This is a genomic window from Mycoplana rhizolycopersici (assembly GCF_013378445.1).
GTDB classification, from domain to species: Bacteria; Pseudomonadota; Alphaproteobacteria; order Rhizobiales; family Rhizobiaceae; genus Mycoplana; species Mycoplana rhizolycopersici.
In genome coordinates, this window is record NZ_JABXYK010000006.1 from 77203 (window position 1) to 90043 (window position 12841).

At 61.9% G+C, this 12841-nt stretch carries 16 protein-coding genes; 9 read left to right on the forward strand and 7 right to left on the reverse strand.

The features are described 5' to 3' along the window. Window positions 1–77: 77 nt before the first annotated feature. Complete coding sequence (locus HV823_RS11365; protein ID WP_176949841.1) at window positions 78–515, forward strand: DUF1489 family protein; 438 nt, start codon at window positions 78–80, stop codon at window positions 513–515. 11 nt (window positions 516–526) lie between these two features. On the opposite strand, the gene HV823_RS11370 is transcribed toward HV823_RS11365, so the two are convergent. Next, the gene (locus HV823_RS11370) at window positions 527–1282 is read right to left on the reverse strand and encodes an SDR family NAD(P)-dependent oxidoreductase (RefSeq protein WP_176949842.1); all 756 of its coding nucleotides are present in this window, start codon (window positions 1280–1282) and stop codon (window positions 527–529) included. Window positions 1283–1481: 199 nt separating this feature from the next. Here HV823_RS11370 and HV823_RS11375 point away from each other — a divergent pair, with 199 nt between their 5' ends. The 6 genes from HV823_RS11375 to HV823_RS11395 all read left to right on the forward strand — a co-directional run bounded on the left by HV823_RS11375 (window position 1482) and on the right by HV823_RS11395 (window position 5613). Then, on the forward strand, window positions 1482–2075 hold the full coding sequence (locus HV823_RS11375; protein ID WP_176949843.1) for a L,D-transpeptidase: 594 nt from the start codon (window positions 1482–1484) through the stop codon (window positions 2073–2075). A gap of 308 nt (window positions 2076–2383) precedes the next feature. Beyond that, window positions 2384–2512: an ABC transporter gene (locus HV823_RS26655; RefSeq protein ID WP_246301166.1), complete on the forward strand. Its 129-nt coding sequence runs from the start codon at window positions 2384–2386 to the stop codon at window positions 2510–2512. A gap of 142 nt (window positions 2513–2654) precedes the next feature. Continuing rightward, entirely contained in the window at window positions 2655–3242 is a 588-nt protein-coding gene (locus tag HV823_RS11380; RefSeq protein ID WP_176949844.1) for a hypothetical protein, read from the forward strand. A gap of 66 nt (window positions 3243–3308) precedes the next feature. Beyond that, window positions 3309–3896 (forward strand): protein-S-isoprenylcysteine O-methyltransferase, encoded by a 588-nt coding sequence (locus HV823_RS11385; RefSeq protein ID WP_176950077.1) that lies wholly within the window; start codon window positions 3309–3311, stop codon window positions 3894–3896. 41 nt (window positions 3897–3937) lie between these two features. After that, window positions 3938–4723, forward strand: a complete 786-nt coding sequence (locus tag HV823_RS11390; protein WP_176949845.1) for a hypothetical protein — start codon at window positions 3938–3940, stop codon at window positions 4721–4723. Further along, entirely contained in the window at window positions 4720–5613 is an 894-nt protein-coding gene (locus HV823_RS11395; RefSeq protein WP_176949846.1) for an SDR family NAD(P)-dependent oxidoreductase, read from the forward strand. Before HV823_RS11390 ends, HV823_RS11395 begins: the two co-directional genes overlap by 4 nt. 2 nt (window positions 5614–5615) lie before the next feature. Here HV823_RS11395 and HV823_RS11400 read toward each other — a convergent pair whose 3' ends face one another. From HV823_RS11400 to HV823_RS11425, 6 genes are all read right to left on the reverse strand, one after another. Next, a complete protein-coding gene (locus HV823_RS11400) occupies window positions 5616–5876 on the reverse strand; it encodes a hypothetical protein (RefSeq protein ID WP_176949847.1) in 261 nt (86 codons plus the stop codon). 167 nt (window positions 5877–6043) lie between these two features. Continuing rightward, the gene (locus tag HV823_RS11405; RefSeq protein ID WP_425487655.1) at window positions 6044–7498 is read right to left on the reverse strand and encodes an SPOR domain-containing protein; all 1455 of its coding nucleotides are present in this window, start codon (window positions 7496–7498) and stop codon (window positions 6044–6046) included. 117 nt (window positions 7499–7615) lie between these two features. Beyond that, complete coding sequence (locus HV823_RS11410) at window positions 7616–8389, reverse strand: hypothetical protein (protein ID WP_176949849.1); 774 nt, start codon at window positions 8387–8389, stop codon at window positions 7616–7618. A gap of 265 nt (window positions 8390–8654) precedes the next feature. Further along, on the reverse strand, window positions 8655–9260 hold the full coding sequence (locus tag HV823_RS11415; RefSeq protein WP_176949850.1) for a transglutaminase-like cysteine peptidase: 606 nt from the start codon (window positions 9258–9260) through the stop codon (window positions 8655–8657). A gap of 438 nt (window positions 9261–9698) precedes the next feature. Then, the gene (locus HV823_RS11420; protein WP_176949851.1) at window positions 9699–10310 is read right to left on the reverse strand and encodes a PilZ domain-containing protein; all 612 of its coding nucleotides are present in this window, start codon (window positions 10308–10310) and stop codon (window positions 9699–9701) included. A 106-nt stretch (window positions 10311–10416) separates the two neighbouring features. Continuing rightward, complete coding sequence (locus HV823_RS11425; RefSeq protein ID WP_176949852.1) at window positions 10417–11028, reverse strand: PAS domain-containing protein; 612 nt, start codon at window positions 11026–11028, stop codon at window positions 10417–10419. A 286-nt stretch (window positions 11029–11314) separates the two neighbouring features. Here HV823_RS11425 and HV823_RS11430 point away from each other — a divergent pair, with 286 nt between their 5' ends. Then, a complete protein-coding gene (locus tag HV823_RS11430) occupies window positions 11315–12067 on the forward strand; it encodes a rhomboid family intramembrane serine protease (RefSeq protein WP_176949853.1) in 753 nt (250 codons plus the stop codon). Window positions 12068–12241: 174 nt separating this feature from the next. Then, a complete protein-coding gene (locus HV823_RS11435) occupies window positions 12242–12670 on the forward strand; it encodes a CBS domain-containing protein (RefSeq protein WP_176949854.1) in 429 nt (142 codons plus the stop codon). The last annotated feature ends 171 nt before the right edge of the window (window positions 12671–12841 follow it).

Below are 12841 nucleotides of genomic sequence, written 5' to 3' on the forward strand. Positions count from 1 at the left end.
CAGGCGTGCCTGCGGGACGGGGTACCAGGCAGGTTTTCGCCGCTTGACTGAGTGGGCGGAAAGGCGTTCAAGGAGCCATGGCCCTTCATCTCATCAAACTTTGCGTCGGAGCGGATTCGATCGAGGATCTGCGTGACTGGGTATCCCGTCATGCGCTCGTCGCGATCGCCGCTGGTCTCGAGCCCAGCTCGTCCCATACGACGCGCATGATCCCGAAGCGGGCGGAGGAACTGCTTGACGGCGGCTCGCTCTACTGGGTGATCAAGGGGCAGGTGCAGGCGCGGCAGCCGCTGCTGGATCTCAAGACGTTCAAAGACGCGGACGGGATCACGCGCTGCGAACTCGTGCTCGGCCCGGAAGTCATCGAAACCGAACTCCAGCCGAAGCGCGCCTTCCAGGGATGGCGATACCTCACGGATGAGGACGCGCCGCGCGACCTGATGAGCCTTGGTGCCGACGGCGGCGACTTGCCGATGGATCTGCGGCGCGAACTGGCCGAACTCGGACTGCTCTGACGCCACCTCGATCAGTGGGCCGTGTACGCGCCGTCCACCACGTGGCAGCTGCCCGTGACGAAGCTGGCCTCGTCGGACAGCAGGAAAGCGACGAGGGCCGCCACTTCATCCGGGGTGCCGCGGCGTCCCATCGGCTGCAGGGCCTCCATGCGGCGGCTGCTTGCGATACGCGAATGCTCGGACAGAAGCGGCGTCTCGATCCATCCGGGCGCCACCGAATTGATGCGTACGCCATGCCTGGCATATTCGATCGCCGCAACTTTTGTGAGGCCGACGACGGCATGCTTGGCCGCAGTATAGGCCGCAGTTGCCGGCAGGCCGACCGTTCCCAGTACGGATGCCATGTTCACGATTGCGCCGCCGCCGGCAGCCAGCATCGCGGCAATCTCGTACTTCATGCAGTAGAAGATGCCGTTCAGATTGACGTCGATCAGCTTGCGCCAGTTGTCGAGAGGATAGTCCGCCGTCATCGCCAGCGCGCCGTGGACGCCGGCATTGTTGACGGCAAGGTGCAGTCCACCGCATGTCTCGACCGCAAACTCGACGAGCTTCCTGGCCGCCTCGGGATCGGTGACGTCGGTTGCGACGGCGTGCGCCTTGCCGCCATCCGCTCCGATATCCGCCGCCAGCTTCTCGGCGCTTGCGGGGTCGATATCGGCGATGACGACTTCGGCACCATCGCGGGCCAGACGAGTGCAAATGGCCGCCCCGATTCCCGAACCGCCCCCCGTCACGATCGCCACTTTTCCTGCAAAACTCAATGCCATCGTGTCCTTCCCAAATCACGAGTGCGGACCAGTCGAACAGACGCGGGCGGAGGACGCAAGTCCTTTCCGTGCAATCGGATGGTCATGCCGACTTCATGCAACGGCGGTAGGTCCGCTCTCCGCTTTGGGAGGCTTGGCCATACGGCGCTGCAATGGTAAGTCTAGCGCTGAGGGTTCGTCCGATAGCTGACAGGTGCCAATGGACAGAGACTTCGCCACAAGCCGCCGAGCTATCCTGCTCGCCAGCCTGAGCCTGCTGGTTTCGGGAGCTTCCGGGTGCCGCACAATCAGCTGGTATTCCGGAAGCAATTACGAAAACTATCGTGTCGATCGCCGCTACAGGCGCAAGTCGGTACGGTATGACGGATACGAGGCGCCCGGAACCATCGTCGTCAACACGCGGGAGCGCTACCTCTACTACGTCGAGGGCGGCGGAGTTGCCACGCGCTACGGCGTTGCCGTCGGTCAGGAGGGGCTTACATTCAAGGGAGAGGCGACGGTCGGACGGAAGGCGGAATGGCCGTCCTGGACACCGACCGCCTCGATGATCAGCCGCAAGCCGCGTCTTGCGCAGTACGCCGGCGGCGTCGAAGGCGGGCCGAACAATCCCCTGGGCGCCAGGGCGCTCTACCTCTATCAGAGCGGCCAGGACACGCTGTTTCGGCTTCACGGAACCAACGAGCCGTGGTCCATCGGCCAGGCGGTATCGAACGGTTGCGTCCGCCTGACGAACGACGACATCATCAATCTCTACAACCGCACGCCGGTCGGGGCGAGGGTGGTCATCATCTGAGCGGGCAGGAGCGGGTAGAGCGCTTGTCCCGGCGGTTGCGGAAGCGCCGCCTTGCAGCACCGCTTTCGGACGAAAATCGATTCGCTGTCGGTTCTCCTCGTTCAAAGGAAGTATCGTCCAGCGCCAATGGCACGATCCGATACCCATCTTCACGCAAATGCTACAAGCCGTTGAAAAAACTGATCTTGAGCGCACTTTGCATGCATTAACTTTGTCGTGCTTGCGCACTAGGCGTTGTCAGTTTTTGCGGCTATTACTAGAGTCGTTGCCTCCGATAACCTATTCCGTGTGAAGGAAAGGACATCTTGATGAGCAGACTTCTAATCCTAGCAGTAGCAGTGATTTCCGTGGCCGGCCTTACCGCTTGCGACACCGTCGGCAAGGGGAAAGGTAAGGCTCCGCCTCCGGTCGAAGAGCCGGCACCGGTCTATAAGTAATGCCTGACATCGGGCCGGGGAGGCGCGGCAGCGCGCTTCCCCGGCCAAAACGCTCTTCCGGGTTCCGGGCGGCCCCTGGCCCGGAAGGCCTTTCATAGCAGAGATGAGCTGCGGCATTCGTGGCGTGAAATGGAGCGTGTCCATGTGGTTGGGAAAGAGCCGCGTTTCGCTTTTGATCCTTCTTTCCCTTGCGATCACGTCCTGCCAGTCCGAGGACAAGCCGCCGCTGCCCCGTTATGTTTCGGACTATCGCGGCTATGCCGGCGCCGACAGCAAGGCAGTGCGCAAGGACGCCCGCTACTTCATCGAGTTCCGGTCGCGTTACGCCCTGAGCTACGGTCATACCTACGTCATCTTCGGACGGCTCGACAAATCCGGCCGCCCCGCCACCCAGGAGGTGGCCGGTCTTGCACCCGCCACGAACGATCCTGCACCCTATGTGCTCGGGCACTTCGTTCCGGTCCCGGCGGAGACGGGAGCGAGCGACGGTGATCTCGAGGAGGAATATCGTTCCGCAAGCTGGCGCGTCATGCTGACGGAAGGCGAGTACCGCAAGACAGTGGCATTCATACGCGATCTCAAGGCGCGGTCCCGCGTCTGGCAGGCCTCGGTCTACAACTGCAATGCCTTCGTGGCCGAGATCGCGAAATCGATGGGCTACAAGACGCCGGGAATATGGCTGCGTCCTCAGCAGTTCATCACCAAACTTCGCGAGATGAACGGTGGATGACAGCACGGGCGATGTCACGCCACTGGCGCAGGGGATGGCCGAAAGGCTAGAGTGACGCCCATGAACATATCCGTGGCAGTTGCAGGCCAGATCCTTTGGGTTCTGGGTATCGTCGCTTGGTACATCATCCGGTTCCCCTTCGAGCGCAGGGCCCGGCGCACGCGCGTCGTGGTCAATCGCCGGTCGCTCACGGACCGGATGGGTCTCGGCGCAGCCCTCGGGGGCATGGCGGTCATTCCGGGCATCTATGTCGCGACAGGCTTTCCAAGAGCGGGCAACCATGCGGCAAGCGCCTGGGGCGTTGCGTTTGGGGCAATATTGTTCTTCGCCGGCGTGTGGCTGTTTCGCAGAACCCACAAGGAACTCGGAAAGAACTGGTCGATCTCGCTGGAGATCCGCGAAAAGCACAAGCTTATCAGCGGCGGGCCCTATGCGCTGATCCGACATCCCATGTACACGTCGTTCTTCATGCTGGCTCTCGGGCAGGCCTTGCTGCTTGCAAACTGGATCGTGGGCCTCGCCGGCCTTGCGGGTTTTGCGGCGCTCTTCTTCCTGCGGGTGGACAAGGAGGAGCGGATGATGATCGATACGTTCGGCGACGAATACCGGCAGTACATGGGCAGGACAAAACGGATCATACCTTATATCTACTAGTCGTCTCGCGGGAATTTGCGAAAGAGCAGAGGGAGGCAGGATTGCGAGGCAAGGCCCTGAAGATTTCGGCGCCGCGAAGGCTTGTCGGAGATCTCATGCGGTTTTCGATGGGTATCCCGCGCGTGACCGTCCAGCGGCAGATGAACCTGGCACCGCTCATGAATGCACGGGCCAGCCAGCCGGGCCGGCCGTCCTGGACGGTGCTTTTTCTGAAGGGCTACGGACTGCTCTCGCGGGAGGTGCCGGAGCTGCGGCGCGCCTATGTCAAACTGCCCTGGCCGCACTTCTACGAATATCCGCTGAGCGTCGCTTCGATCGCCCATGAGCGGGAGTATGACGGCGAGCGCATCGTGCTGCTCGGAACCGTCAAGGGGCCGGAACGTCGCGCCATTGCCGAGCTTCAGGCCCTGATCGAGACGGCCCGGACGCGTCCGATCGCCACGATCAAGGAATTCCGGCGCGCACTGCAGTTTGCGCGCCTGCCAGGGGTGTTACGCTGGGCCATGATGTGGCTCGGCCTCAACATCGCCCGACGACGCGCCCGCCATTTCGGCACCTTCCAGTTTTCGGTCTACTCGGGGCTTGGCGCCGAATCGCTCAATCCGTTGACGCCGTTGACGACGCTTTTGAACTACGGCCCGATCGCCGAGGACGGTACGGTCACCGTGCGTATTCTCTACGATCACCGGGTGATGGACGGGGCGAACGTCGCCCGGGCGCTTGAGCGCTTCGAGGCGATATTGAACGGTGCCGTCGCGGCGGAGGTGGATGCCATGTCCGGCGATGTGCCGAAGCGCGACGCAAGTGCGATAAGGACTGCAGGATGAATGGAGCCGCCTCGTCGAGGCCGGCCGTCGTCGTGGTCGGCGCGTCGCGCGGGATCGGCCGTGCCATCGCCAAGGTTGCGGCGAGGGAGCAGTGCCCGGTGGTGCTCGCCGCGCGTGCGCCTGACGCCCTGGCAGCGGTCGCAGGCGAAGTCCGTGCTGCGGGCGGCGAGCCTTTCATTCTCGAAATCGATCTCTTCACCGCCGCCGCGCCGAAGCGGCTGCAGGCCTATCTCGAAAGCGTGGATCTCTACTGCGACGTGCTCGTCAACAGCGCCGGATATGGCCTGCGGGGTGCGGCGACGCTGTTGCCGGCCGACGAGCAAATCGGCATGGTCGACGTCAATATCCGTGCCCTCAGCGACATGACCCTGCATTTCCTGCCGGCGATGTGTGCGCGAAAGAGGGGTGGGGTGCTCAACCTCGGCTCGATCGCCAGCTTTACGCCGGGGCCTGGCATGGCGATGTACTATGCCACAAAGGGATTCGTCCGGTCGTTTTCGGAGGCGCTGCACGAAGAGGTCCGTGCGACCGGCGTCACGGTCACCTGTGCTGCGCCCGGCCCCGTGGCTACCGAGTTCCTGCAGCGCTCGGGTGCTGGGAGGTCGATGCTGTTCAAGGTGCTGCCGCGCCTCGATGCGGACTATGTGGCCGAGCGCGCATGGCGCGGCTTCAGGTCGGGCCGAAGGCTGGTTGTGCCGGGGATATCGGCCAAACTCGCGGCGTTCACCGCTTCAGTCATTCCGCACATGTTGCTGTTGCCGCTGATTGGAAAGCTGCAACGCCGCAGCGGCGATCCCTGTCCCTGCGGCTCCGGCAAGCGCTACAGCGAATGCTGCGGCAAAAGAGGGGCGGGGCGGCGTGCCGGGCGCATCAGCAGTGCGAAAAGCTGAAATCAGCGTATCCGCATCCTGATCGGATGGCGTCGGCCGTTGCGGCCGACATGAAGGTGGATGCCCACCTCGGGTTGACCGGTCCGCCATGCGCGTGCGCCGTGCGCAAGCAGCATGCCGACCAGATCCTTCGTCTTGGCGCGCGAACGGTTGAGGCCGATATCGGCGATCCGCAGCGCGGCCTCGTGGAGCGGATGCAGACCGCTCCGGAGGCTGCGCTTCGTGCCTGACAGGGTACCGTTCATATTCTCGTTCATCGCCATGATATCCCTCGTACGCAATACCTAATCGAGGTCGATGGATGGCCGGTTCCGGCCCCATCCGCCCTGTCGCCGCCACCGGAAATCAAACCCATCCGGCAGCATTCACGATCAAGGCGAGTTCCGCGGCTACGCTCGGTCATATCGGACACCTCGCGTAGCCTGATTTCTTACTGTTGGCTCGCCCAGCAGGCGATACCCTTCTTCTTCAGCGCCTTGCAGGCGTTGACCGCATTGTCCTGCCCGGCAAAGCCGGCGAAACGGGCGCGGTACAGCTGGCTCGAACCGGAGCCGACGGCAACGGTAAAGGGCTGTGCGCCGGCCAGAGCCTTGCCGCCACGGTCCTTGGCGCTGTCCAGCAGGGCCTGTGCCTGGGTACGGTCCGGCGTCGCACCGATCTGGATCACCCAACCCTCGGGGATCGACTTCGGCGAAGCGGCGGCGGTGGAAGAAGTCGTAAGGGCGTCTACCGAGGCGTTGGCGTCGCCCTGCTCGATTTCGGCTTCGGCAGCGGCCTCGGCGCCGCGCTGGATGCGAAGCGTCGCAGCCAGCGCGTCCTTGCCGACGACCTGGGCAGAACCGGAGGTCGCGGCATAGGCGGTCTCGATGCGAGACTCTTCATAGCGATAGGTCGGGACGGGGCCGCTCGCGGGAAGTACGAAGGCTGCCGACGTTCCGGCGGAGGCTACATTGGCCGACACGGCGTTCGACGCAGCCGAAGCAGTGAGCGTCGGCGCGGTCTCGGTTGCCGCGATAAAGTTGCCGCCGCCACGACGCGAGGCCTTGGGCATGTAGGCGGCGATCAGCTTCTTCATCTGCTGGTCGCGCGAAGAGCCCGATCGGCCACCGATGACGACGCCGACGACGCTGCGACCGTCCGCCTGGGCGGAGGTGACGAGATTGAAGCCGGAAGCGCGGGTGTAGCCGGTCTTGATGCCATCTACGCCACGAACCGCGCCGAGAAGACGGTTGTGGTTGCCGATCGTCTGCTTGCCGTAGCTAAAACTGCGGGTGCTGAAGTAGCCATAGTACTGCGGGAAGTGCTGGCGCAGTGCGAGGCCGAGCCGCGCCTGATCGCGCGCTGTGGTCACCTGTGCCGTATTCGGCAGGCCATGTGCATTGCGGTATACGGTTCGCGTCATGCCGAGCGCGCGCGCCTTCTGCGTCATGATCCGGCCGAAACGATCCTCGGAGCCGCCGAGAAATTCGCCAAGCGCTGTCGCCACGTCGTTTGCGGAACGGGTGACAAGCGCCTTGATCGCCTGATCGACGGTGAGCTTGCTGCCGGGACGGACGCCGAGCTTGGACGGCGGCTCGCTGGCTGCGTGCTTGGATACGGGAACAAGCGTGTCTTTGGTGATCTTGCCTGCTTCGAGTGCCTCGAATGTGAGGTAGATCGTCATCATCTTGGTCAGCGACGCTGGGTAGCGCAGATCGTCTGCGTCCTCGCTGTAAAGCACCTTGCCGGTCTTTGCGTCGATGACAATTCCGGCATACTTCGCATTGGCATGCGCAAGGCTTGCCGCTGTAACCGTGACGACGACCGCGAGAACGACCTGCCTCGAAGTTTTGCCTGCCAGGCCGATCGCGTGCGAGATGATGGCGGAGAAAACGGAACGGAACACGCTGCTACTCTTCAAGTCTTTGGATTGTTGTTTCGTTCTGAGGCGAACCTGAACGACGATCTGGATGAGGTTAGCGGCGCAGGGTTACCAATCGGTTTATGATGAATCATTCCTTGATCATTCCGGCGTATTTTTATCGGGCATCCGTGTCGGGGGCGCCACGTTGACGAGATGCTGGCGGGCATAGGTGCGGACCGCGGTCTCCATCTCCTGCCACTGCGGCAAAAGTCTGCTCGAAAAGCGAAAGAGCAGCGACAGATCGTCGCCGGTGTGGATATCTCGCTGGCAGTCGGCGCTCGTGGACGGTTGCCCCCGCGTGGGGAGGATGCAGCGGACCGCAAAGATCGAGCCGTCCGGCATGGTTCCGGTAAGGAGGCTCTCGTCCGCATAGCCTGAGCCTTCCTTCAGGTGCCGCATGGTGAGGCCGGCGGGACCGCTTTGGGATGCTCCCTCGAAGAGGTGAGAGTATATCGGTTCGACCCGCCCCGACATGTCGCGTGACATGGTGCTTTGCGAAAACTGCAGGAAAATCAGGTTCTCCGGCCGGCCGACATCGTTGAAGCGGTCGCGGTTCTCACTGGTATAGCCTTCCATTTCGGGCCAGGTCAGGTAGACGTCTAACCGATCGGTGCGCCCGGTCTGGCGCTGGTCCTGGAAGCGGACGGCGTTGGCCGGCAGCCGCAAGTGGTCTTCGCCGATCAGGATGTTCAGGAGCGTGTGCTCTTCGGTGTGACCGGCCAGGGCGATCCTGTCTCCCAATTCCCGCCCGGCAAAGCTGAGAGCGGCGGTCAGGACGGCCAGAACGGCGATGCCGGCGCAAAGACGCTTGAGGAAGCGCGCCGAGAAGAAATGCTCCTCTTGGATGTCGTCCGTCTGGCCTTTGGCGTGCATGGCGAGCTTTGCGTTTCCGGTGACGTTTGCGCCAAGTGACACCCTACGGCACAAAACCGGCGCGGGGCTTGCTCGCGATACCCTTAGCCTGTTTCGATCATGGTTAATCTGCCGTTAATTGCGCAACCTCAGGGCGCAAAAAAATGCGGCCGGCTCAGGGACAGAAGCCGGCCGCAGTGGGCCTTGGGTCGGGACGGGGATGAATGACCGGGCCCATTGATGGGGGGAGGCTGGCTAAGCTCGGCCTGCCCCGGTGAGGAACCGTCTATTTCCTGACGCTGCCGACTGCGACGGTCGCGCGGCCATCTTCAAGCTTCACCCACTTGCCGGCGTTCTTTTCGGACTGGCGCTTCAGGAAGCGGTATTCTGTTTCCGACCAGACCAGCACCTTGTCGCGCATGTTGTCGAGAACGAGGTCACCGCGGTCGGTGCGGACGGTCAGCACCGCATGGCCATCGCCATTGGGCTGGAGCACGACGGTGATGAGAAGGTTGGAAGGCGCGATGCCGGCCTCGATGAGCTTCTTGCGCTTCAGCAGGACATAGTCCTCGCAGTCGCCGACGGTCTCGGGATAGGCCCACCGTTCTTCGACGCCATAGATTTCCATGTCGGTCAGCGGCTGGATGGCGCTGTTGACCTCGAAGTTGACCTGCAGGATCTGCCTCCAACTGTCTTCCGTCAGCACCATCGGGGCTGCCACCGGGGTTGCCCTGCACTCGTCGGCATGCTGCTTGCAGAATTCGTAGTGACCGATCGGCTGGTTGGTCGGGCCGGTTACGGTCATGCTCGATTGAAATGCGCTGGCCTGTGCGTTGAAGGCGAAAGCGAGCAGAACGGCGAGTGTCCCTGTCCAAGCGATTTTGTTTTTCATTGTCTTGTCCCCGTTAGTGAGGCGACAATGACAGGAATATTTTTATCCTGCGCGAAGTTGCGAAGTATAATTAAGTTCAAAATTTCTCTGCATAAGAATAAATATCGAACCTAATTTGAACTGTATTTGAAGATATTTTTACTAAAATTGTAGCAATTCACGGCCGGCACATGCGGCGAGCACTTGCGGAGACGCCGTCGTTAAGGCGCTGAATCTGTTTCATTTTAGTTGTCTTGGGGGATGAATCCGGGGCACGGCCAGTGTCTGGTCGCGGTGCGGCAAGTGGTGGGGAGCGGCATTTCGATTGGGGGATGGCGGCGCGCTACAGCGATCTGTCCGGGCGATGCCGACTGATGCTGGGAAAAAAGCGGCAGATTTTTTTGTTGGAACGACCGGCGTCCTGTGACCTATGTCGGGTCTGGTCTTCGGCGTTGCGCCTCAGAGGAATTGCGTCAGTGCTTCCTTGGACTGGACGCTGGAGAATTCGATCGCCACGCCTTCCTGGAAATGACGGACGACGCGTCCGCGCATGTTGCCGAGTTGGACCGGCGTGCCGATGGCTGGACGGACCTCGATGTCGATCGCGGCGCCGGAGAGTGAGAGGTCGATGATGCGGCAGGGGTAGTGGCGGCCGTCGTTCAGTGCGAGTTCGGTACGGCTGTTGCGCGGCGTAAGCCGATCGTGCTGGCGGTCTTCCGGAAGTCCGAGTTCGTGACGGTTGGCGATCCAGGTGAGCTGGGCCGCAAGCTTCTCGCGCTTCCGGTCGGTGGCGTTGACGAGAATCACGAATCCGTCGTCGGTGGTCTTTGCCACCGTGCCCTCGATGCGGCCGAGATGATCGATATAGGCGATGATGCGTTCGCCGGCGCGTGGCTGCGCGTGGCAGGTGAAGAGCGCTTCGCCAGGTGACATGTCGATCACGGTACAGTCGTACTCGTCGTGGCTCGGCAGCATGAGGCGGCCGGCAAGATTGACCGACACGCGCTGGAAGCTTCGCTGCTCCGGCTGCGGTCTGTGAACCGTGGTCGACGTTTGCTGAAACGAATACATGGACGAACGGCGCCTAAAATAAATCTCTTTCAAACTTCTAACCGGTCGCGGTTAACAGTTCGTTTTCATCCGTTGCGACTGTTAGTAATTGTGGCAGGCGAATTGGCTATCTGCCGCCGTCAAAGACGCGCAGATGGAAAATCCGACGCATCGTGCTGCCGATGTCGCCGCGGCTGACGGTGATCACCGATGGCGAAGGGGCCGGCTCGGCTGGGGGGAGCGGCATGCCCTGATCGTGAATCATCTCTGCACTTTCGAGCGTCATGTAGCGAAACGGTACGTCGAGATGGTGCACAGGGCGAAGCGGTACAGCCGCACCGAAGATGCGGTCGGCGCGCGAGGTGTGCGACGTCATCGGCAAAAGCAGGATCTCCACGGGGGCGGTTTCGATGGATGTCCCGTAGGCGCTGGCTTGGAGCGTTGCAGGCTCCCGGCGGGCCAGCACGGTCGCGCAGGCGCGCGACGCCCGGGACTGCATATTCGCGGCAAACATCTTGCGGAAATCGGTGCCGCGCATCTCGCGTCCGAACAGAGTGCAGAGACGCGTTCCGGCAAGGCGGAACGTCGCGGTCGAGCCGGCAGATTGCTCCAGGATGAAAAGATCGGGGAGGTGATTGCGCAGTTCGGCCGGATCGATGTCGCGCCGATTCGGCACATCGCGGCCTCCCTTTACCCGGGTCCAGTATTCGTAAATCGCTCTGGCTGTCGTCGTCTGCATTGCATTCCCGTTGGTGCTGTAGCGAAACGGCACGTCATGTGCCGCTTGCTGCCGGTTCCCCATTTCCAAGCGAAGATCGTGCCAGCCCGGACATTAAGGTTAATCATTGGTTTCGATTGTGCCCCGCGTCCGGCCATGGCACACAAAATCCATCACTTCATGAAGGGCGACCTTCAGCACACACTTCAGGGCCGGGGTTTGGGGGCTCGGGGCCGTACGGCGAAAGCTGTACGGCCCTTATTTTATCTGTATAAGCACGCTGGTTTGTTCAATTGCGGCGGGTGGTATGAGTAACGCGGACGACGGCATGAGCGAGGTTTCGCTGAATCCCAGGAAACGGGAGCCGGCATTCAACCTGCCAGGGAGCCTCGTCACCGCGCTGGCGTTCCTGACGTTCATCCATGTCGCGCGCACCTATCTTCTTTCATCCCAGCAGGATGACTGGGTTCTACTGGAATTCGCCTTCATCTCGGCCCGCTACCTGCCGCAGTTCATGGCAGAGAGCTTGGCATGGGTTTGGACGCCTGTGACCTATTCGTTTCTGCACGGAAGCTGGGAGCACCTGATCTTCAACAGCTTCTGGATGGTGGCGTTCGGGGCGCCGGTCGTCCGTCGCATCGGGACGGCCCGGTTCGTTCTGTTCTGGTGCCTTTCGGCAGCGGCGTCCGTCGCGTTGCACAGCCTCTTCCACTGGGGGGAAATGGTTGTCGTCATCGGTGCGTCGGGCGTGGTGTCCGGGCTGATGGGGGCGGCAGCGCGCTTTGTATTCTCGCCCAGCGGGCGAATCAGTCGGCAGTTCGCGCATCTGAACCGGCGGCTGACCATCCGCGAGGCCTTGTCCAACCGCTCGGTCCTCGTCTTTTCGGCGATCTGGTTTCTCACCAATTTTGCGATCGGGTTCGGCCAGATGTTTGCCGGCGGAGACGGCGCCTCGATCGCCTGGGAAGCGCATATCGGCGGCTTTCTCTTCGGTTTCTTCTTCTTCCCGCTCTTTGACAGAATACCCGCGGTACCCGCTTACGGACGCGCCGCCGATTAAGCCTAATCTTTGTGTGGACTTGCTTTCGCTCCATTCGTGGCGCACGATTGCGACGTTCCGGTTCGCACATGCACGCCGGAAACTGAGCGGGACTACTGGAGGGTAGTGCCGCCTGTGGGCGGAGGCCCTGTCGGGGTACCGCCTCTCTGCGTCATGTTGCAACGGGAGGAATGCATGTATGTAAAGTCCATTCTTGACGAAAAGGGCCGCAACGTCGTTACGGGCGGTCCGCAGATCACAGTTCGTCAAGCTGCAGTCTATCTTCGCGACAATCGTATCGGTGCGATCGTCATCGTCGATCGCAACGACAGGATCTCTGGCATCCTGACGGAGCGTGACATCGTCTGCGCGATCGCCAAGAGCGGCGCGGATTGTCTCGACAAGCCGATTTCCTCCATCATGTGGGGCAACGTCCATCGGTGCGGCGAAAGCGCCAGCGTCGAAGAAGTGATGGAAATGATGAGCACGCTTCGCGCGCGCCATATCCCGGTCGAAAAGGACGGCCGCCTTGTCGGCATCATTTCGATCGGCGACGTAGTGAAGGCGCATATCCGCTCGATCGAGCGGGAAGCAGCCGAAATCAAGGCCTATATTTCAAGCTGAGCCAACGATATGCGGGGCGCGCGCGTGGCGTGTGCCCCACCTTTTCTGCCCCCTCAAGCGACCATCTTTGCGGAGATGTCGTCGGCAGCCGATTTGAAGGTCGCTGCCGTCGCTCTTGCGTTTCCCATTTTCCGGATGTGCGCATGCGCGCCGAGGTGATGTCCGTCGGAG